Annotated in this window: 14 protein-coding genes; 11 read left to right on the plus strand and 3 right to left on the minus strand. The window is 45.5% G+C overall.

The features are described 5' to 3' along the window. Positions 1-89 precede the first annotated feature (89 nt). The 3 genes from IQQ51_RS16210 to erpA all read right to left on the minus strand — a co-directional run bounded on the left by IQQ51_RS16210 (position 90) and on the right by erpA (position 5032). Positions 90-3179, minus strand: a complete 3090-nt coding sequence (locus tag IQQ51_RS16210; protein ID WP_193841592.1) for an efflux RND transporter permease subunit — start codon at positions 3177-3179, stop codon at positions 90-92. Positions 3180-3189: 10 nt separating this feature from the next. Continuing rightward, positions 3190-4314 (minus strand): efflux RND transporter periplasmic adaptor subunit, encoded by a 1125-nt coding sequence (locus IQQ51_RS16215; RefSeq protein ID WP_193841593.1) that lies wholly within the window; start codon positions 4312-4314, stop codon positions 3190-3192. A gap of 376 nt (positions 4315-4690) precedes the next feature. Continuing rightward, positions 4691-5032: an iron-sulfur cluster insertion protein ErpA gene (erpA, locus tag IQQ51_RS16220; protein ID WP_004734539.1), complete on the minus strand. Its 342-nt coding sequence runs from the start codon at positions 5030-5032 to the stop codon at positions 4691-4693. A 296-nt stretch (positions 5033-5328) separates the two neighbouring features. Between erpA and hemL the strand changes: the two genes are divergently transcribed. The 11 genes from hemL to IQQ51_RS16275 all read left to right on the plus strand — a co-directional run bounded on the left by hemL (position 5329) and on the right by IQQ51_RS16275 (position 22146). After that, the gene (hemL, locus tag IQQ51_RS16225; RefSeq protein WP_010436060.1) at positions 5329-6624 is read left to right on the plus strand and encodes a glutamate-1-semialdehyde 2,1-aminomutase; all 1296 of its coding nucleotides are present in this window, start codon (positions 5329-5331) and stop codon (positions 6622-6624) included. Positions 6625-6967: 343 nt separating this feature from the next. After that, positions 6968-8053 carry an AI-2E family transporter gene (locus tag IQQ51_RS16230; RefSeq protein ID WP_048612315.1) on the plus strand — a complete coding sequence of 362 codons (1086 nt, stop codon included), beginning with the start codon at positions 6968-6970 and terminating at the stop codon, positions 8051-8053. Positions 8054-8163: 110 nt separating this feature from the next. Further along, positions 8164-9186 (plus strand): 16S rRNA (guanine(1207)-N(2))-methyltransferase RsmC, encoded by a 1023-nt coding sequence (gene rsmC / locus IQQ51_RS16235; protein ID WP_061018743.1) that lies wholly within the window; start codon positions 8164-8166, stop codon positions 9184-9186. A gap of 216 nt (positions 9187-9402) precedes the next feature. Beyond that, positions 9403-12792, plus strand: coding sequence for a response regulator (locus IQQ51_RS16240; RefSeq protein WP_017063266.1), 3390 nt, complete (start codon positions 9403-9405; stop codon positions 12790-12792). Between the two features lie 711 nt (positions 12793-13503). Further along, entirely contained in the window at positions 13504-15186 is a 1683-nt protein-coding gene (locus tag IQQ51_RS16245) for an ABC transporter substrate-binding protein (protein WP_017056650.1), read from the plus strand. Between the two features lie 169 nt (positions 15187-15355). After that, positions 15356-16342: an ABC transporter permease gene (locus tag IQQ51_RS16250; protein WP_017633262.1), complete on the plus strand. Its 987-nt coding sequence runs from the start codon at positions 15356-15358 to the stop codon at positions 16340-16342. A 2-nt stretch (positions 16343-16344) separates the two neighbouring features. Next, positions 16345-17370 (plus strand): ABC transporter permease, encoded by a 1026-nt coding sequence (locus IQQ51_RS16255; RefSeq protein ID WP_017056648.1) that lies wholly within the window; start codon positions 16345-16347, stop codon positions 17368-17370. Between the two features lie 2 nt (positions 17371-17372). Next, positions 17373-18356, plus strand: a complete 984-nt coding sequence (locus tag IQQ51_RS16260) for an ABC transporter ATP-binding protein (protein WP_048605693.1) — start codon at positions 17373-17375, stop codon at positions 18354-18356. A gap of 87 nt (positions 18357-18443) precedes the next feature. Next, a complete protein-coding gene (locus IQQ51_RS16265; protein ID WP_017059411.1) occupies positions 18444-19439 on the plus strand; it encodes an ABC transporter ATP-binding protein in 996 nt (331 codons plus the stop codon). Positions 19440-19537: 98 nt separating this feature from the next. Continuing rightward, a complete protein-coding gene (locus IQQ51_RS16270; RefSeq protein WP_193841594.1) occupies positions 19538-21259 on the plus strand; it encodes a glycoside hydrolase family 9 protein in 1722 nt (573 codons plus the stop codon). Positions 21260-21261: 2 nt separating this feature from the next. Next, positions 21262-22146: an N-acetylglucosamine kinase gene (locus IQQ51_RS16275; protein ID WP_193841595.1), complete on the plus strand. Its 885-nt coding sequence runs from the start codon at positions 21262-21264 to the stop codon at positions 22144-22146. Positions 22147-22156 lie beyond the last annotated feature (10 nt).

The raw sequence follows: 22156 nt of genomic DNA on the forward strand, positions 1-22156 counted from the left end.
ATTAGATTGAAAGCCTAATCACTATAAAGACCAAAAAAAGAGCGCCCATCAAGGCGCTCTTTTTTATGTTCATCGAACCACTGTATCTACTATTTTTCAGGCTTCTTGTCTCGCCCTAGCATTAATAGACAAGGGGTCAGTACCAAGGTCAATACTGTCGCGAATGCCAAACCTCCTGCAATTGCCGTAGCGAGTTGCGACCACCATTGCGTGCTCGGCGCGCCGAATTCTATCTTTTGATTAATCAAGTCGATGTTCATCTCTAGCACCATCGGCATCAAACCTAAAATGGTGGTGACCGTAGTCAGCATTACAGGTCTTAAACGTTGCACACCGGTTCTCAGAATCGCATCTCGCTTATCCAAGCCTCTTTTAATCAACTGGTTATAGGTATCGATCAGCACGATATTGTTATTCACCACTATTCCTGCCAGTGCGATCACCCCAATACCAGACATCACGATGCCAAACGGGCGCTGGAAGATAAGCAGACCAACAAAGACACCAACCGTTGAGAACAGCACCGCACTCAAAATCAGGAATGCTTGATAGAAGCTATTAAACTGAGTAATCAGAATCAAAGCCATTACCGCCAAAGCAACCAAGAAAGCACTTTGTAGGAAGGCGGAAGAGTTTTCTTGTTCTTCATTTTGACCACGGATACGAAATTCGACACTACTCGGTAGCCCCAGTTCACTCAACGCTTGCTCAATCTTTGGCAGCTCGAGTGCAAGGTTATAGCCCTCTTCCATATCCGCCATGATGTTCACCACACGCTTACCATCAAGGCGTTTAATTGTATCTTGCTTATGGTCGGGAACAATCTGAGCAAAGTTGGTGATCGGCACCAAGCCAGCAGGTGTTTTGACTCTCAGTTGGTCGAAGCGTCCAATATCCCTTTTATCATTCGGGTAACGCACCAATATATCGACCTCTTCTGAAGAGTCATCCGGCAGGTAATCACCAATCTTGAGACCATTAGTCACGAATTGAACGGTATTACCCACCAAGGTCGCGTCAGCAGCAAAACGTGCGGCATCATCGCGGCGAATATCCACCTTCCAATCGATGCCGTCTTTACTCGCGGTATCACTAATATTGGTCAGTGCTTGATTACCATCCGCCCACCCTCTCACAATTTTTGCAGCCTGATTAAGTTGCTCTGGCGTTCTTGCCGACAGCTCAATCACTAAGTCATTTTCAACCGGAGGCCCAGCATCAGGAAACTTATATTCAATCTCAACACCTGCGTATTGATCAGTTTGCACTTTTAACTCATCAATAATCGCTTTAACGCTGCGGCGATATTGCCAGTCAACAGGCGTAATTGAGATCAAACCAATCTGGTCGTCACCACCAGTACGCGTGTAAACAGTATCAAACTCATCATGATTGAGCATCATCAGTTCAATATCACGCATGATGTCATCCTTTTCTTGGATAGACAGGTCACCATGAGAACGAACTTTGACATTAAAGAATGGCGGATCAACTTCTGGGAAGAACTCTGCACCTAGACCCGCTTTTGAATAAGTAAAACCAACTGCAACCGCGAGTAATATCGCACTGAAGAGGATCTTAAATGGGTGCTTAATCGCAATCGACAGTGTGTGGTAATACGCCTTAGTTAAGCCTGTGGCTTGTGAAAAATCACCATTATGCAGTGCGACCATTCGAGCTTGGCTTTTAGACGATACGTATTGAGGTTTGCCAATCAAACCTCCCAGCACAGGCACAAACAACAGCGCCATAATTAACGAAGCAGTTAACGTAGCGATCAGAGTTAGTGGTAAGAACTTCATGAATTCGCCCGTCACATCAGGCCAAAACAGTAACGGAGCAAATGCGGCTAAGGTTGTGGCTGTGGATGCGGTTATCGGCCACGCCATCCGTTTCGCAGCATCTCGGTAAGCGGCTTTGCGCCCTTCACCCTCTTGCATTCGCCTGTCTGCAAATTCGGTCACCACAATCGCACCGTCAACCAACATACCCACCGCCATGATCAGAGAAAACAACACTACGATATTGACGGTTAAGCCAAACACAGAAAGAACCAATAACCCGGTTAGGAATGAGCCTGGAATGGAAATACCCACTAACAAAGCGGTACGCACACCAAGAATCGCGATGATAACGATCACCACCAGAATAATGGCAGATAAGATATTGTTTTGCAGATCATTAAGCATGATCTTCACATCTTTAGATTCATCCCAGGTGTATTTGACCAATAGGTTATTTGGCCATTCAGCTTGCTGCTGAGCACCGGCCATTACCGCTTTGACTAGCTCAACCGTTTCGATGATGTTCTCACCTGCACGCTTCTTGATATCCAACACCACCGCAGATTTGCCATCTAAACGAGCAAAGCTTTCAGGATCTCGAAACGCTCGACGAACCGTAGCGACATCACCAAAAGTGACCACCTGCTTGCCATCCACTTTAATAGGCAACTCGAGCACGTCTTTTAAAGAGTTAAACACCGAAGGGACTTTGACAGAGAAACGTCCGTAGCCCGTATCAACAAAGCCAGCGGCAACTACTCTGTTGTTCAGAGCGATCAGGTTATAGATATCCGCTTGATCTAAGCTGTAGCTCTCCATTAATAACGGATCGACAATGATCTCGACAATATCATCTCGATCGCCCGCAATATCGACTTCAAGGATTTGGCGATAGCTTTCTAATTTGTCTCCAAGCTCCCGGGCAATTTGCACTATGGTGCGCTCAGGAACGGTACCGAATAGCACAACAGACAGAACAGGCTGTTCAGAAGCAAGCGTCACCTCATTTACGGTCGGCTCATCACTGTCTTCTGGCAGTTTTGGTTTAGCCAGATCAACCGCGTCACGCACATCGGCCATCGCTTTGGTGAGATCGACTCCTACGTTAAACTCCAACACAACAGAGGCGTGGCCTTCAGCTGCAGTTGCTGTCATCTCTTTTACGCCTTCAATTGACCTAAGCTCTTGCTCTATCGGCCTAACCAATAAGCGTTCGGCATCGGTTGGCGAAATACCTTGATGCCCAACAGAGACATAGATAATTGGGATAGTAATGTCTGGGCTCGATTCTTTGGGGATCGTGATATAGGTGACGACACCGGCTACAAGGATTAACGCCAAAAGGGAGAGCATTGTTCTAGCACGAGACAAGGCTGCATCAATAATTGAATACATCGGCAATCTCCTACTCTGCGGTTACATTTGAGGGTTCAGCACCTTGCTCAACAGCAATCACGGAATCACCATCACGCACAAAGCCTTGACCTACGGTGATGATGTCGACGCGTTGACCTAACCCAGTGAGCCACACTCCATCTTGTTCGGCCTTTACTAGCTGAATGCCTACAAACTTCACCGTTGGTGAGTCACTAGCAGAGACCAAGGTTTTGACCCCGAGGTTACCCGCCTCATCCAATGCCAGCATCGCCGGTGTTATCTTGATTGCGTCTCTTGTTTCTAGGTTGAGTTTTACCTCGGCACTGACACCTGCAGGTAATAGGCCTTTGGAGTTATCGATTTCTATCTCGATCGGGAAGGTATTGGTAGAGGCAGAAGAGATTCGAGAAACATAACGTAAGCGGCCTTCCACTTCTTCTCTTCCCAATAAGCGAACCAAGGCGGACTGATTAACTAACAAATGCTGGATATGACGTTCACTGACATCGGCTTCGATGACCAGAGGATCGAGGTCAATCACGCCCGCGACCGGATCGCCAACCCCAACAAAGTCACCAAGCTCTACCATCAAATCTTGAACCACACCCGAAAAAGGCGAAGTAATGACAGTATTCTTTAAAGCCAACTCCGCATTGCGCATCATGGCTTTCGCTTCTGTTAACGAAGCCTCTGCGGTGGTGTAGGCGATTTCGCCTTGCAGCCCTCTTTTCTTCAGTGACTGCGCCGCTTTAAACTCTTTCTGCCTCAAGCGATATAAAGCCGAGGCTCGCTCTAGTTGAATCTCTAAATCACCCTTATCTATCTGGGCAATGGCTTGTCCAGCTTTAACCATATCCCCCTTAACAACGTTCAATCTGACAATCTTGCCCGCGACTTCAGCACCTAGACGAGCATGCCGATCGGGCGCCGTTCTTCCATAGAGATCAATTGTTTTAAAGGTCGGTGATGAAGTGAATGTTTGAAAGGAAACCTTAGCCAGCGGAATTTCTGTCGCCTTTTTTTCAGGTGATTCTTCTGCTTGCCCTACGCCTAAACCAAGCCAGATCGACAACAACACGACTAGAGTCAGAGAAACCAGCCACGGCTGCTTCAATTTCTGAAAAAGTGGTGAGTTAGAAAATAGAGTGGGCATAACAAATCCTTTTGTCCGATGTAATTCATGCGCGCTAGTTGGCTTAATAGCGTGATGTGCAACTTCCTTATGCACAAAGGTAACCTTAACAGACCAATCCTCAACGAAGTTGGACGCTATCGACAGTTTAAAAAATATGCCGTGTACTAAAAATGACAAAATAGAAGGTTGGAATGGTTTTAAAAGCAATAACTTAATATGTCTTAGCAATTTTGAGGCTACGTGAAAAACAAGAGCCTTGCTAAGAAAGGAGCGTTGTTATGAAGAGAAATTTGGGGATATAAAAACAAAAACGCCGAACATAAGTTCGGCGTTTACAACCTTCTAGTGTACCTTTCAGCTAAAGCTGTCTTTTAGCGTATAGCTATCTTTTAAGCTATACGCTAAATGATGCACCACAACCACATGTTGTTGTCGCGTTCGGGTTGTTCACAAAGAAACGTGCGCCTTCTAGGCCTTCTGTGTAATCAACCATGCCGCCCATTAAGTACTGTAGGCTCATTGGGTCAACAACCAGCGTTACACCGCTGTTTACAATCGTAGTGTCGCCATCATTTACTTTTTCATCAAATGTGAAGCCGTATTGGAAACCACTACAACCACCACCTGTAATGTATACACGCAGTTTTAGTTCTGGGTTTTCTTCTTCAGCAATTAGCGTTTGTACGCGGGTAGCTGCTGCATCAGAAAAAGACAATGGGATATTTACTTCGCTCACGACAACCTCTCTTACCTGTGTCAAAAACAACATGATACAAATCTAATTCGAGACCATAGTTGTTGAGTATTTTCTTATATTCGGGTGATTATCTAATACCTGACTGAAACGTTCAAGTATTCACCACAGGATCGGTCCTTTTACTGCTGTAAACTCGCCAATATCTAACAATTAAAACGTGTAACCACACAAAACAACCAGATTCGGGTGATTATCTGGGCGAAAGCATTCCTAGTTGGATTAGGGATAGGTACAATGCGTGCCAATTGGTCCGACAGTCAAAAGAGGATATATCAATGACCAAATCAGCAGAGCTGTACGAAAAAGCACAGCAAACTATTCCTGGTGGCGTAAACTCTCCCGTTCGTGCATTCAATGGCGTAGGTGGTTCTCCAATCTTCGTTGAACGCGCTGATGGCCCACTTATTTTTGATGCTGATGGTAAAGCGTATATCGATTACGTTGGCTCTTGGGGTCCAATGATCCTTGGTCACAACCACGCTGTTATTCGTGATGCTGTGATTGCAGCAGCTCAACGCGGCCTTAGCTTCGGTGCTCCAACCGAAACTGAAATCAAAATGGCTGAACTTGTATCTGAGATGGTTCCATCAATGGAACAGCTACGTATGGTGAGCTCAGGTACAGAAGCAACCATGAGTGCGATTCGTCTTGCTCGTGGCTTCACTGGTCGTGACAAAATTCTTAAGTTTGAAGGCTGCTACCACGGCCACGCCGACAGCCTACTGGTAAAAGCTGGTTCTGGCGCACTGACTTTAGGTCAACCAAGCTCTCCTGGCGTACCGGCTGACTTTGCGAAACTAACGCTAACAGCAACATTCAACAACCTAGATTCTGTACGTGAAATCTTCGCGGCAAACAAAGGCGAGATCGCTTGTATCATCGTTGAGCCAGTCGCGGGTAACATGAACTGTATCCCTCCTGTAGAAGGCTTCCACGAAGGTCTACGTGAAATCTGTGATCAAGAAGGTGCATTGCTAATCTTTGATGAAGTAATGACAGGTTTCCGCGTTGCTGAAGGTTGTGCTCAGGCATATTACAACATCAAGCCAGACCTAACGTGCCTTGGTAAAGTGATCGGCGGCGGCATGCCTGTGGGTGCTTTTGGTGGTCGTAAAGACGTGATGCAATACATCGCACCAACTGGCCCTGTTTACCAAGCGGGTACGCTTTCAGGTAACCCTGTTGCAATGGCTGCTGGCTACGCATGCTTGAATCTTCTACGTGAAGAAGGCAACGAAAAGCGTCTAGCTTCAAAAACTAAGCAGTTGGCAAAAGGCTTCAAGCAACTTGCTGACAAGCACGGCATCCCGATGCTAGTTCATCAAGTTGGCGGTATGTTTGGTTTCTTCTTCACTGACCAAGAAACTGTGACGTGCTACGAAGATGTAACTAAGTGTGATGTAGAACGCTTCAAGCGCTTCTTCCACCTAATGTTAGATCACGGTGTTTACCTTGCACCTTCAGCATTCGAAGCAAGCTTTACTTCTCTTGCTCATGGTTCAAAGGAACTTGATGCAACACTAGAAGCTGCCGACCGCTCTCTTGCGATCATTGCTGCTGAAAGCAAATAGTCGAAAGCACTTTATAAGTCGCTAACCGATTGAATTTAGGGCTGCATTAAATGCAGCCCTTTTTTATATATCGCGTCCATTAGCCACAAATATGACAGCTTATTTAGCCGTCGATTAAGGCTAAAGCTGAACCAAAAGCGATTAACGTTCCCAGAAAAGAAAAACCAACAGCATCAAGGTACCAAGGAACATTCTGAACCAAGGGATCTCTTTTTTTGTTTGCTGTTCTTCGTCTTGGCATTTCTTATCTTTATTACAGCATCCCATTATCAAAACTCCTCATTGCTAACTCTCTGTTTTGCAGCCATTATAAACTCAGAACGCAAATATAGAGACCATTACCGTGTCAGAAAAACTCAAAATCAATTCCAGCCACTGGGTGATCATCATTGCCCTACTCGCGGCGGCTTATGCTTGTTACCTGCTTATCGAGCCATACGTTAACTCTATCGTGATGGCCTTTATCATTTCACTATTGATGTTCCCAATCCATGAGTGGCTTGAAAAAAAGATCCCGAATAAAGAAAACATCGTCTCTCTGCTGTCTTGTATCATACTGACCTTCATTATTGTTATCCCTTTATTGGCAGTATTCGCAGCAATTGTTCAGCAAGGTTCTCTGTTCTCTCAGAATACTTACCAATGGGTGACCCACGGTGGCATTCAGACTCTGTTTGCTCACCCGTTAGTGGTCAAAGCACTGTCATTTGTGAATAACTACCTGCCTTTCGACAACATTGAGCCTCAAGCCATCGCACAAAAAGTCGGTGAGTTTGCGACCAGCTTTGGTTCTAAGCTAGTTGGTATCAGTGCGAAAATCTTAGGTGACGCGACCAATTTCTTGATGGATTTCTTCTTGATGCTGTTCGTTTTGTTCTTCTTATTAAGAGATCACGACAAAATCATCAGTGTGGTTCGTCATATTCTTCCATTGTCTCGTAGCCAAGAAGACAAACTTCTAACAGAGATAGAGCAAGTATCTAAATCCGCTGTAATGGGCTCATTCTTAACCGCAATCGCGCAAGGTTTTGCTGGCGGTTTAGGTATGTGGATTGCCGGGTTCCCAGGTCTATTCTGGGGTACCATGATGGGCTTTGCCTCTTTCATCCCAGTTGTGGGGACCGCATTAATCTGGATTCCAGCAGCAACTTACTTGTTCCTAACTGGTGATACCACGTGGGCGATTTTCCTAACGGTTTACTGTGTAGCGATTGTGGGTTCAATTGATAACTTGCTACGTCCGCTGCTAATGCAAGGCAGTGCTGGCATGAATACCCTAATGATCTTCTTCTCACTATTGGGCGGTATTCAACTGTTTGGCCTAATTGGTCTTATCTACGGCCCACTGATTTTTGCGATTACCATTGTCCTATTCAACATCTACGATGAAGAGTTTAAGGACTTTTTAAACCAGCAAGACAAGAGTTAATCAACGGTTCCGCAACTTGGTTGCCGAACGAGTATTAAACACTTCAAGCTTTGGGCGGATTATGCGAAAATCCGCCCTCATTTTTTGCTAACGATTCAACAGAGTGTACTATGTCAGCTTATATTGCCCCAAGCCAGATTGCTCAACGCCAACTCGCCTACTTTGAAGGCAAACATGTTTTAGTTGCCGGTGAGGCAGAAGACTTGTTCCCTGTTGAGTTAGCGAAGCACTGTGAATCTGTCTCTGTGTTTACTTCTAATTACAGCTACTACCGTCAATTAGAAGGCTGCAACACCATCCAACGTTTTTATGGTGCGGAGTTTACCGAAGAGACCAAAGCCGACTTAGTTATGCTGTACTGGCCAAAAGCCAAAGCAGAAGCGGAATTTCTATTGGCGATGCTATTTGCCAAGCTAGGCAAAGATACCGAAATCGTCGTGGTTGGTGAGAACCGCTCAGGCGTGAAAAGCATCGAGAAGATGTTTGCTCCTTACGGCAAAGTTGTTAAATACGATTCAGCCCGTCGTTGCTCTTTCTACTGGGGTCAATGCTTCGAGCAACCACAAGCGTTCAACCTGCAAGACTGGTTTAAGACCTACACGGTTAACATTGATGAACAACCTCTGACGGTAAAAAGCCTTCCTGGCGTCTTCAGTCACGGTCAATTCGATGTTGGTAGCCAACTTCTGTTGGACACCCTGCCAAAACTAAAAGGCAAGGTACTGGATTTTGGCTGTGGTGCAGGCGTATTGGGCGCGGTAATGGCATCTCGTAACCCAGATATCGAGCTAGAAATGTGCGACATCAGTGCATTTGCTGTGGCATCAAGCCAAGCAACGCTAGAAGCGAATGGTTTAACGGGTAAAGTCTTCGCGTCAGATGTTTATTCTGATACTGCAGAAGACTACCAGTTCATCATCAGTAACCCACCATTCCATTCAGGTTTAGACACTAGCTACAGCGCGACTGAGACCTTACTTGCTCAGGCTCCTAAGCATTTGAAGCGTTCTGGTGAGATGATTATTGTTGCGAACAGTTTCTTAAAATATATTCCAATTATTGAACAAGCGTTTGGAAAATGCGCGACTCTAAATAAGACCACTAAATTCGCGATCTATCACGCAAACAAATAACCTCTCTAGCACAGCGCAGGGTCATTATCTGCGCTGTCTGTTCATATTTTTGTCAAAACTCTATAAAAATGAGCTTTTGCACACGCTTTAAATACCACTTACTTGTCAAAGTAAAAAAACTCGTTAATTTCGTTAAATTGGAACCCGTTAATTCTATTCTCTGTACTTGTTTTCGCCCCTTTTAGCAGTACATCAAAGGAAAGTAGTACCCAATTTATGTTTAGATTCTATCGTAAGCAGAAGTTTAAGCGCCTTCAAAATACCCTAATGCTGGCATTTCTTGTCCTCAGTATTACCCCAGTGACACTTATCGCGATATTTTTCCTCCAATCGCACAGTCAGGATCTCCAGGAACAAAGCACCTCACACCTTGTTTCGGTTCGTGATACTAAGCAGCAGCAAATTGTCGATTACCTACAAGCTCAAGAATCCCAAGTGATGGGCTTTGTTCGCTCAGAATTAGCCAATGCCAGTGGAGGACGATTTTATGGTTTGATCAATGCATTCCAACGATTGGGGTTAGATATTGACGAGGCTCGCAGTAATGCGCAACAACGCTACATTCAGGGGTCTGGCGATCAAATCAAAACGTCGATTCTTCCAGAGTCCAGCAGCTTTATTGGCAGCGAACGTTATCGCTTACTGCACAAGCGCTACCATAATGCTTACCTAGAACTGCTTAAACGCTCTGATTTTGACGATATTCTCTTAGTTGATATCAACGGTAACGTCGCTTATTCCGTCTTTAAAAATGACGATTACGGCACCAACTTGCTGACAGGGAAATACAAGGATTCCAACCTAGGTATTACCTTTCAACGACTAGCCAAAGACGTAACCGACCGACGTAAATCTAACGAAGATTACACGCCGGTTATCGTGTCTGATTTTAAAGACGAAAACGGCAAGCAGACCGCATGGCTAGGCGCACCTATCGTTCAACAAGGCTACCTGCACAGTTACGCGATGTTTAGGCTACCAATCAACGGCATTACTAAGTTGATTGCGGATCTCAACAAGAGTTCGAACATTCAAACGCTGCTTGTGGGTGATGATCACCTGCCGCGTAGCCTTGCTCATTCACAAGAATCAATCAATTTGAGCCTAGACGTTGTCGATAAAGCATTGGCTGGTGAAACGGCGGTTGGCACCTTCGACAACACCCTAGATCAAGCGATCATCGCAGCATATACACCAATTGAGCTGAAATACGCAACATGGGCTCTTGTCGTAGAGCTGCCAGAAAAAGAGGCGTTTGCTCGTATTCATCAGTTAGAGAAGATCTTCGTGATCGTGATGCTAACGGCGATCATTCTCGTAGTCGTTGCATCGCACTATCTGTCTAACTTCATCACCTCCCCACTACTTAAACTGACATGGGCAGCTGAAAAAGTATCGGCGGGTGATCTCGATGAAACCATGATCAATACCGAGCGAAAAGATGAGATAGGCCGGCTCGCGGTGAGCTTCGAGAGAATGCAGCGCTCTATTCGTGAAAAAATGCAGCTCATCAAAAGCCAAAACGATGAACTTGAGGACAACCTTAAGACCATTCAAAAGCAAAACGAAGAGTTGCAACTGGCCAACAAACTTAAAGATGAGTTCTTAGCGACTACTTCACACGAATTGAGAACACCACTGCATGGCATGGTGGGTATTGCTGAAGCCTTGATATCTGGAGCAAACGGTCCTATTCCGGCTAACCAAAAGTATCAGTTGGATATCATCATCAATAGTGGTCAGAGATTGGCGACCTTGGTTGATGATCTGCTTGATTATCACAAGATGCGCTATGGCAGCTTAGATATTAAGAAATCAGCCGTTGATTTGTCGGCAGCCACCAGCTTGGTCCTAGAATTGTCTCATCACCTATTGGGCAATAAGCCAATCCGTATTATTAACCAAGTCCCAAGTGATTTAGGGCTGGTTTCATCGGATCCTCAACGACTTGAACAAGTAATGTATAACTTGGTCGGCAATGCCATCAAGTATACCTCAGAAGGCAAGATTGTAATCTCTGCCAGCGTTATCGACGACAACATTCGCGTACAAGTTGTCGATACTGGCCAAGGTATACCGGCCGAGTACCTTGAGCACATCTTTGAACCATTGATTCAAGCAGGCCAAGATGCGAGTAACTACCGCCAAGGTGCAGGGCTTGGATTATCGATCAGTCGTCAGTTGATCGAGCTAATGGGCGGTTCACTGTACGTAAGTAGTCAGCCAATGCTTGGCACTACCTTTAGCTTTACCCTGCCCCTAGCTACTCAAGATGAGCTGGACAGTTACAACGAATCTGGTCACTACTCGCACTTCCAAGCGCCGGATTTAATTGATAACAGCCAACAAGAAAATAGTGTTATCAGTGAGAATCCAGATGGCCCATTATTGGTTATCGCCGATGATGAGCCGGTGAACCTACGAGTATTAGACAGCTTCTTGAAATTAGAAGGTTATCGAGTACGTACTGCATGTGATGGCCCTGAAACCATTGAACTGATTGAAAAAGAGAAGCCAGAACTGCTTCTACTCGACATCATGATGCCAGGAATGAGTGGCTATCAGGTTTGTGAAGCACTGCGTAAGCAATACGATCATGCTCAGTTGCCAATCATCATGCTAACAGCCCTCAACCAAGCAGAAGACCGTGTTCGAGGTTTCGAAGCGGGTGCCAATGACTACTTGTCTAAACCGTTCAACAAACAAGAATTAGCGGCTCGAATAACAGCGCATCTATCAGCAAGTAAAGCTGAACAAAGACGCCTTGAAAACGACCAACTGCAACTCGAGCTCAAACATAGAGCGATGGTTGAAGCTAACTTGCTAGAAACTCAAGGCCGCTTATTGGAGCAGCTAGAATCAGCACCTGAAGCCATCATCTGTATTCGTGATGACCAACGTATTCGCTTTGCTAACGAAGCGGCGGCAAAGCTATTCAGACGCGGACAAGAACAACTTAAACGCTCAATGGCCGACGAGATCATTGCGCCTAAATACCTTAAAGTGGAGCAAGCCCACTACTGCGGTGACATTGATATCTATATAGATGACACACGTCAGCGCATACCGAGTGACATCCTTAAGCTACCTGAAGGCTCAGGGCTCGACACCATGTATATCTTTAATGTAGGTGGTGGTGTTAACTCAAACCGAATCAATAACCTTGAAACGGCGGTTGAGGCTCTTTCTAGTTATGCCTTTGAAGGCGACAAAGATAAGTTACAACAGCTGAAAGAGCTGGGCGGAGAATTTACTCGTCTTGCTGACAAGGCAACCGGTGAAGGTAAAAACAAGCAAGAGTTAATGCGCGAGGTACTGGTCGATGCGATGACTAATGCCATCATCTACTGGGAATCGGTGACTGGTGAAACCAAGTTCGCTTTCGCCGAGAAGAGTGGCTTGTGGCGCGTCTACTTAGACCGCAGTACGCTGCAAACTCGAACGCTAGACAAATACCTACGCGTAGAAACCCTACCGAAAACCCCTCGCTGGCGAACGGTACTGAGCTCAATCGAATTCATACTGGAACACTGTAAAGAACAGACGCCAGAAAGAACCCATATTGAGATGCTAAGAGATAAACTTCAGAAACTACTGACCAGTTAATTCCTGAACCAACATCACCTTATTAGCCCACCTAGCGTGGGCTTTTTTGTACACCTAACAATCACAAAAAGTATAATCCCAACGCTTGCAACGCACTTTTTTCACGCCTTTAAACAAGGAAGAATTCACGCCAATTACGCACAGTGCGTGCTCGTAACCGTCAGTACTTTTCGTTCTATTCTCAATCATATCTGACCGTTATCTGACCGTTATCTGACTCTTTGTTGCAGTTTGAGAAGCGAGTCACAACAGAACGGCAGATTTAATTTTCTAGGGAAATTTAACGTAAAACTGGCAAGTGACCGAGATCTACAATTATACCAACGTAGGGTAAAGCATTATAATAAAAAGCCTTTAAAGTTAGTGAACACTTACAACTAGCAGTAACCACAAAACCAAATGCGAGTCACATCACCTTAACAATTGCGCACAAAAAACCACCAAAGCAACCTATTTTGACGTTAATGACGTGAGGTTGTGTGTTTTTAACGTTTTTGACGGGAAACGAGTTTGATTAATTCATCGATAAGGTGTTTTCTTACTCCTGCCAAAGGCCTACAGGCCACTCTTACCACTTCTCAGAATCAACGATGAATCTGGAGCAACGAAGAAGAGGTAGGCCTTTAACCAGAGTGTGTATCTACTAAACAATTTAGCGACAGATAACATTCAATCCATTAGTGAAATGAAAGCAAATAGTAAGGAACAGCTATGCTTGCCAATATAAAAAAAACAGCAATAGCAACAGCAATTATTGCAACTGCTACAACAGGTTTTGCATCAGTAGCAACCGCTGCAGAACGCAGTGAACTGACCGTACACCCGAAAGAGTACACTACATTCGTACGTAACTTTAACCCGTACCTTGGTGCTACTAACCTACATACTACCACTGACTTCATGTACGAGCCGCTAGTAGTATTTAACGAAATGCACGGTAACACCCCAGTGTTCCGTCTAGCTGAAAACTTCAAGATGTCAGATGATCTGATGAGCGTTGTTTTCGACATTCGTAAGGGTGTTAAATGGTCTGACGGAGAAACTTTCTCTGCTGATGATGTTGTTTTTTCTTTCAACCTTGTAAAAGAGAAGCCAGAGCTTGACCAATCTGGTATCAACTCTTGGGTAACTTCTGTAGAAAAACTGAACGACAACCAAGTTAAGTTCACACTAACAGAAGCAAACTCAAACGTACCTTACGAGATTGCTAAAGTACCTGTAGTACCTAAGCACATCTGGAAAGACGTTAAAGATCCATCAACGTTTACCAATGAGAATCCGGTAGGTTCTGGTCCATTTACAGAAATCGATACGTTTACAGCGCAACTATACATCCAGTGTGCAAACCCGAATTACTGGGATGCAGACAATCTAGATGTTGACTGTCTACGTGTTCCACAAATTGCGAACAACGACCAATTCCTAGGTAAAGTTGTAAATAGTGAAATGGACTGGACGTCTTCTTTTGTTCCAGATATCGATCGTACATACGCAGCAGCTAGCCCTAAACACCACTACTGGTACCCGCCAGCAGGTACACAGGCATTCATCGTTAACTTCAAGCACCCTGATGCTGCGAAGCATGAAGCATTGAGCAACGTTGACTTCCGTCGTGCTTTCTCTATGGCTCTTGACCGTCAAACTATCATCGACATCGCATTCTACGGTGGCGGTACTGTGAACGATTTCGCATCGGGTCTTGGCTACGCGTTTGAAGCTTGGTCTGATGAAAAAACTCACGACAAGTACAAAGGCTTCAACACTTACAACGCTGAAGGCGCGAAGAAGCTTCTTGCTGACGCTGGCTTCAAAGATGTAAACAAAGATGGTTTTGTTGACACTCCATCAGGCAAGTCTTTCGAGCTAATGATTCAATCGCCAAACGGCTGGACTGACTTCAACAACACAGTTCAACTAGCAGTAGAACAGCTGAACGAAATCGGTATTAAAGCGAAAGCTCGTACACCTGACTTCTCTGTTTACAACCAAGCAATGCTTGAAGGTACATACGACGTAGCATACACAAACTACTTCCACGGTGCGGATCCATACACATACTGGAACAGTGCTTACAACTCATCACTACAATCTGGTGATGGTATGCCTCGTTTCGCAATGCACTTCTACAAAAACGACAAGCTAGATGGTCTTCTAAACAGCTTCTACAAAACAGCTGATAAGAACGAGCAGCTAGACATTGCACACGGTATCCAGCAAATCATCGCTGCAGACCAAGTGACAATCCCTGTGATGTCTGGTGCTTACATGTACCAATACAACACAACTCGCTTCACTGGTTGGTGGAACGAAGAAAATCCAAAAGGCCGTCCAAACATTTGGGCTGGTATTCCAGAGCGTCTACTTCATGTACTGGACCTAAAACCAGTTAAATAAGTAATCGTTCAATCCTTGCGGCGTAACCTCTTACGCCGCTTATAAAAATCCCCACACTATCAATTGAAAGTATGGCGCTAGTCGTCAGGGGATTTTTCGTTCCAAATTTCGCTAGGAGCGACCTGAATCCAGAAACAGGGAAACAATCTGGGTGAGTAAGGTGTGAGTTATGGGTTATTTTTTAAGACGTTTGTCATTTTATTTTGTCGCGCTATTAGTTGCTGCGACGTTAAACTTTATTATTCCAAGAGCAATGCCTGGTGACCCAGTTACCATGATGTTTGCGAACGCTTCTGTACAAGTTACTCCAGAGCGTATTGCTGCAATGAAAGAACTATTAGGCTTCGTTGATGGCGGTCTACTGGTTCAATACGTAGCGTACATGAAGAACATTCTTAGCTGGGAACTTGGTACATCAATTCAATTCTACCCACTTTCTGTAAACACACTGTTGGGTGGAGCATTCGGTTGGTCGCTTTTCTTAGCCGGCACCGCAGTTATTCTTTCTTTCTCGATTGGTTCAATCCTAGGTATTTTCGCAGCGTGGAAACGCGGCAGTAAGTACGATGCCTTCGTAACTCCAGGGATGCTGATTCTACAAGCCGTTCCTCAAGTTGTTATCGCAATGATTGCACTATTTACCTTTGCAATTGGCTTGAAGTGGTTCCCAACCGGTTATGCCTACACCGCAGGTACTATGCCTGACTGGACAAGCTGGGCATTCATTAAAGATGTCGCTTACCACGCCTTCTTACCACTGTTCTGTGCTTCTGTTGTTCAAATTGGTGGCTTCCTAGTAAACATGCGTAACAACATGATCAACCTACTAGCCGAAGACTACATCACCATGGCGAAAGGCAAAGGCCTGAGCGAAAACCGAGTGGTATTCAACTACGCAGCTCGTAACGCGATGCTACCTAGTGTGACAGCCCTTTCAATGTCGCTAGGTATGGCAATCGGTGGTCAGTTAATTATCGAAATCATCTTTAACTACCCAGGTCTTGGCAGCGTACTTTTCAACGCAATTAACGCTCGTGACTACCAAGTACTGCAAGGTCAGCTGCTTATCATGACGCTATTCATGCTGTTCTTTAACCTAGTTGCAGACATGCTTTACGTTGTTCTTGACCCTCGTCTTCGTAAGGGTGGTAAATAATCATGAAAGACTTTCTAAAACTCATTTGGCGTAACCCGATGGCCCTAACAGGCGTCATCATCCTAAGTATCTTTATTCTTGGCGCGATTGCAGCTCCATTGATCACTAAACATGTACCAGACAAACGTACAGGTAACCCACACGAATACCCTGGTTTCGTGGTGAAGTCTGCACAAACTAACCCTGATGGCTGGGTTGCTCAAAACCTAGCAGACGACCGCCGTACATTGATCATGTCTAAAAAGGCAGACCACGTACTAGGTACAACTCGTATGGGTCGTGACGTTTGGTCTCAAGTGGTATACGGCGCACGCGTATCTCTTGCTGTCGGTTTTGGTGCGGGTCTAACCGTATGTTTACTCGCAACTGTTATTGGTGTTTCTGCAGGTTACTTCGGTGGCCGTGTCGATGACGTACTAACAGCCGCAATGAACATCATGCTGGTAATCCCTCAATACCCATTACTGTTCGTAGTAGCAGCCTTTATCGGTGAGGCAGGGCCACTCACCATAACCTTGGTTATCGGCTTTATGTCCTGGGCTTGGGGCGCCCGTGTTGTTCGCTCCCAGACCTTAGCACTGCGTGAAAAAGAGTTTGTAAAAGCCGCTGAAGTTTTGGGTGAATCTTCATTCCGCATCATCTTCGTAGAGATTCTGCCAAACCTTATCTCTATCGTTGGCGCAAGCTTCATCGGTTCGGTGATGTACGCAATCATGATGGAAGCAACCATCTCGTTCCTAGGTCTTGGTGACCCGAACACAATCAGCTGGGGCATCATGCTTTACAACGTTCAAACCTCTTCATCAATGCTGATTGGCGCTTGGTGGGAACTGTTGGCTCCTTGTATCGCACTGACACTACTTGTAACTGGCCTTGCTCTACTTAACTTCGCTGTCGATGAAATTGCTAACCCGCAACTGCGTTCTCACAAAGGCATGAAGCGTTGGAAGAAACTAGCAGCTCAAGACAAAGAAGAACGTGAACCAGAACTACCACCACAAAATGCACTTTGGAGCGGAGATAAATAATCATGTCTGAACCACTAATTTCTATCCGCAACTTATGCGTGGATTACATCACAGAGTCAGGCGATGTTCGTGCGTGTAACAACGTAAGTTTCGACATCGCTCCAGGTGAAGTATTCGGCCTAGCTGGTGAATCTGGCTGTGGTAAATCAACGGTCGCTTTCTCCCTTATGCGTCTTCATAAGCCGCCCGCTTACATCAGTGGTGGTGAGGTTATCTTCAACGGTGAGAACATCCTTGAATACAGCGATGACCGTATGCAGTCGTTTCGTTGGAGCGAGATGTCGATGGTATTCCAGAGTGCGATGAACGCACTCAACCCAGTACTACCGATGGAAGAGCAGTTCTGTGACGTAATTATGCGTCACACCAACATGACTCGTGAGCAAGCTAAACAACGCGCTGAAGGTCTACTTGAAATCGTAGATATTCACCCGAGCCGATTGAGTGACTACCCTCACCAATTCTCTGGTGGCATGCGTCAGCGCTTAGTTATCGCTATCGCGTTAGCACTGAATCCAAAGCTGATCATCATGGATGAGCCGACAACCGCACTTGATGTGGTTGTGCAACGTGAAATCCTACAAAAGATCTATGCACTGAAAGAAGAGTTTGGCTTCTCGATTCTGTTCATCACCCATGACTTGTCATTGATGGTCGAGTTCTCTGACCGCATCGGCATCATGTACTCAGGTGAGCTAATCGAAGTAGCTAACTCTCAAGATATTCTAGAAAACCCTTACCACCCTTACACCAAAGGGCTGGGAAGTTCTTTCCCTCCACTGACAGGGCCAAAGACAAAACTAGCAGGTATTCCAGGTAACCCTCTGAACCTGTTAGAGATCCCTGAAGGATGTCGTTTCCAAGCTCGTTGTGACCGTGTACATGAAACGTGTACCAAGGTGCCAACCAAGCTGCGTTCTATCGACCCGGGACATTTGTCTAACTGTCACCTGTACGGTGACCCAATAGTACAAAGGAAGCTATAGCTTGCACGCTGACTCAGCGTGAATAACGAACAAGGCGGCTCGACCGCCTAAAAACAAGCAAAGCGAATAAGGATTCTGGAGACAATTATGAGCAAAGATTTCGGTCAATTATTGGTAGAAGGCAAGAATGTTGTAAAAGACTTCCCAATAAGCAGTACCACCATTCAAACCCCAATGATGCGTGCGATTAACGACGTGTCATTCAAGATGTACAAAAGCCGCGGCCTAGCGGTGGTTGGTGAATCAGGTTCAGGCAAATCAACAACCGCAAAAATGATCGCAAAAATGTACGCGCCTTCGGGCGGTACGATCGAATACAAAGGTCGTGATATCCAAGAGATCTCAAGCAGAAAAGATCTTATGCATTACCGTGAAGGTGTGCAGATGGTATGGCAAGACCCGTTTGGTTCACTGAACCCAACACACAATATTTTCCACCACATTGCTCGACCACTATTGATCCACAAGAAAGTATCTCCGGGCAACAAGAAAGAGCTAGAAGAACGCGTTTACGATCTTTTAGAGCAAGTCGGTCTCATTCCACCAAAAGAGACGGCGAAAAAGTACCCTCACCAGCTGTCTGGTGGTCAGCGTCAACGTGTCAACCTAGCCCGCAACATCGCGGTAGGTGCAGAAGTTGTATTAGCCGATGAACCAACATCAATGCTTGATGTATCGATTCGTGCGGGCGTTTTGAACCTGATGGAAGAGATGAAGTTCGAGAAGCAAATGTCTCTGCTTTACATCACTCACGATATCGCAACCGCTCGTTACATCGCTGAAGACCTTTCGGTGATGTACGTGGGACACATGGTGGAATGGGGCGATACCGATGACGTAATTGCTAACCCTCAGCACCCATACACGCAATTGCTTGTTTCTGCTGTTCCAGATCCTAAGAAATCGATCCACGAACAACTTGCTGGCAATAAAGGGGAGATTCCTCTATGGACACCAGTATCAGCAGGCTGCCCATTTGCAGGTCGTTGTACTCATGCAATGGATAAGTGTAAAGAGCAGCTACCAGGGGTTACGCAGCTCGCTGATAACCACTTTGTGCGCTGTTACCTACATGAAAGCTAAGCAATAAAACCCAAGTTAGGGTCTTCGGACCCTAACTATTTATATCCAAAACATTCAAGTACCTAGCCAATAGAAACTAGGACTGTCGGAGAATATTGATGCTGTTATTGACCAACCATATTGGCTATGAGTCCACAGGCCCCAAGCAAGCTATCCTACAAACTAAGAAAGCTCGCCTATCTAGCACAACAGCTCTGCTCGTCTGTGCTGACAACCATATGACCGTCGGAAGTTTTGATGTGGTTAAACAAGGCCGCGTAGCAAATTGGCATCAAGGGCAATTCTTCACTATCGATTTCAGTTCAGTTACTGAATCTGGTCGCTACTACCTACGTTTTGACAACCTGCGTTCAGAAGTATTTGAGATTGGTAGCAACCTATTAATGAACCACACATTCTCTGATGTGCTTCATTACTTTAAGTCACAACGCTGTGGCGGTATTTTTGACAAAAAAGATCGACAAGCACAAATTCTAGGTACCGACAGATACGTCGATGTCCACGGTGGATGGTATGACGCATCAGGTGATGTCAGTAAGTATTTTAGCCACCTCTCTTATGGTAACTACCTAAACCCACAACAAATTCCAATGGTCGTTTGGAACATGCTAAAAAGCGTGCGCTTGACTAGCCATAATCCAGACTTCCCGAAATTCTCCATGACTCGTCTAACGGAAGAGGCTCTGTTCGGTGCCGACTTCTTAGTGCGTATGCAAGACGCCGACGGATACTTCTATATGACGGTATTCGACAAATGGAGCAAAGATATCAATCAGCGCGACATCTGCGCTTATGCGACTCAAGAAGGCCATAAATCAACAGACTTACAAGCTGGCTACCGACAAGGTGCAGGCGTCGCTATTGCAGCACTGGCTGCTGCATCTGAGCTTGAAACCTCTGGCAGTTACTCGAGCCACACCTACCTTGAAACGGCTGTTAAGGGTTACTGGCATCTAAAAGAGTACAACCTCCAGTACCTAAACGATGGTGAAGAGAACATCATCGATGAGTATTGTGCCCTGCTCGCAGCCAATGAGCTGTATCGCGTAACTCAAGACCAGCAATACCTAACAGAAGCAAGAACTTGGGCGACTCGTTTAATCTCTCGCCAACAGTCAGATAATTCATTTGAGCACTTCTGGTCTGCAAATTCTGATGGCTCTCGCCCATACTTTCATGCAGCAGAAGCTGGCCTTCCGGTGATTGCGCTATGCGAATACATCGACAACGAAACCAATGCTGAACTAAAAGAACAGGCTCGCACAGCTGTTGAGCAAGCTTGCCAATTCGAAATCAACATTACCGACAAAGTCACCAACCCATTCGGCTACCCAAGACAGTACGTTAAATCTGTCTATGGTGATAAACGTGATGCCTTCTTCGTCGCTCAACAGAACGAGACAGGTTACTGGTGGCAAGGTGAAAATGCTCGCCTTGGTTCACTCGCAACCATGGCTTACCTAGTTCAACCGCACATTAAAGATAGCGAACTTCAAGAGCGCTTAATCCAGCTTTCACAAAATAGCCTTGATTGGATCTTGGGCCTCAACCCATACCACATGTGCATGCTCGATGGTCATGGCCATAACAACCCAGACTACCTACCTCAGCTTGGTTTCTCCAATGCCAAAGGCGGTATCTGTAATGGCATCACAGCTGGTTTTGAAGATGAACAAGACATTGCGTTCAATCCACCAGCACAAAAAGATGACATGCTTCAAAACTGGCGCTGGGGTGAACAATGGATCCCTCATGGTGCGTGGTTCCTATTAGCAACCGCTGCACAGTTCAACTTCTTAGCACAGAGTAAGGAGCAATAATCATGACTCTTTACTACGTCGGTATTGATGGTGGTGGTACTTCTTGTCGTGCTCGTATTCGTGACGACCAAGGCAAATTGATTGGTGAAGCGAAAAGTGGCAGTGCCAACATCCTTTTGGGTGTTGATGTTGCGATGAGCTCAATTATTGATGCCATCACAAAAGCGGCACAACAAGGGCAACTTAACTCTAACGATTTTTCAAATATTCATGTTGGCCTAGCACTGGCTGGTGCTGAGCAAAAATCAGCATGGTTCGACTTCATGGTTCAACCACACCCTTTCGCAAGCATGACACTAAATACCGACGCTTATGGCGCTTGCATTGGTGCTCACAATGGCCAAAACGGCGCAATCATGATTGGTGGTACGGGTTCTTGCGGTATCTACCTAAAAGACTGTGAGCAACATGTGGTTGGCGGTCGTGAATTTCCGATTTCAGATCAAGGCGGCGGCGCGGTTATGGGCTTACGTTTAATTCAACAAGTCTTGCTTGCAGAAGACGGTATTCGCAGCAAAACCCCGCTGACTCTACATGTGATGAATCACTTTAATAATGATGTGGATGCCATTGTCGAATGGTCAAAAGGTGCTATTCCAAAGGATTACGGTCAATTCTCACCAGTTATTTTTCAACTCGCTAACGAAGGCGACGAACTGGCTATCGATATGCTCAAGCAAACCGCGGCTGATATCGAAATGTTTGTCTTAGCACTGCATCGAAAAGGCGCTGACAAGGTGTGCTTAATGGGAAGTATCGCTGAGCGTATTCTCAACTGGCTATCACCACCAGTACAACAATGGATCGTAAAACCTCAATTCGACGCTATTGAAGGCGCCTTGATGTTTGCCGGAAAACCACAACACAACTTGTATCAACAGGCTTAGCAGGGAAGTT

The sequence above is a fragment of the Vibrio sp. OPT18 genome (genome assembly GCF_015163615.1).
GTDB classification, from domain to species: domain Bacteria; phylum Pseudomonadota; class Gammaproteobacteria; order Enterobacterales; family Vibrionaceae; genus Vibrio; species Vibrio coralliirubri.

Bases quoted from the DNA above. Each gene is read 5' to 3' on its own strand.
- IQQ51_RS16275 (WP_193841595.1), top strand. From the start codon at position 21,262: ATGACTCTTTACTACGTCGGTATTGATGGTGGTGGTACTTCTTGTCGT.
- IQQ51_RS16240 (WP_017063266.1), top strand. From the start codon at position 9,403: ATGTTTAGATTCTATCGTAAGCAGAAGTTTAAGCGCCTTCAAAATACC.
- IQQ51_RS16255 (WP_017056648.1), top strand. From the start codon at position 16,345: ATGAAAGACTTTCTAAAACTCATTTGGCGTAACCCGATGGCCCTAACA.
- IQQ51_RS16210 (WP_193841592.1), bottom strand. From the start codon at position 3,179: ATGTATTCAATTATTGATGCAGCCTTGTCTCGTGCTAGAACAATGCTC.
- IQQ51_RS16250 (WP_017633262.1), top strand. From the start codon at position 15,356: ATGGGTTATTTTTTAAGACGTTTGTCATTTTATTTTGTCGCGCTATTA.
- hemL (WP_010436060.1), top strand. From the start codon at position 5,329: ATGACCAAATCAGCAGAGCTGTACGAAAAAGCACAGCAAACTATTCCT.
- IQQ51_RS16215 (WP_193841593.1), bottom strand. From the start codon at position 4,314: ATGCCCACTCTATTTTCTAACTCACCACTTTTTCAGAAATTGAAGCAG.
- rsmC (WP_061018743.1), top strand. From the start codon at position 8,164: ATGTCAGCTTATATTGCCCCAAGCCAGATTGCTCAACGCCAACTCGCC.
- IQQ51_RS16270 (WP_193841594.1), top strand. From the start codon at position 19,538: ATGCTGTTATTGACCAACCATATTGGCTATGAGTCCACAGGCCCCAAG.
- IQQ51_RS16260 (WP_048605693.1), top strand. From the start codon at position 17,373: ATGTCTGAACCACTAATTTCTATCCGCAACTTATGCGTGGATTACATC.
- IQQ51_RS16245 (WP_017056650.1), top strand. From the start codon at position 13,504: ATGCTTGCCAATATAAAAAAAACAGCAATAGCAACAGCAATTATTGCA.
- IQQ51_RS16265 (WP_017059411.1), top strand. From the start codon at position 18,444: ATGAGCAAAGATTTCGGTCAATTATTGGTAGAAGGCAAGAATGTTGTA.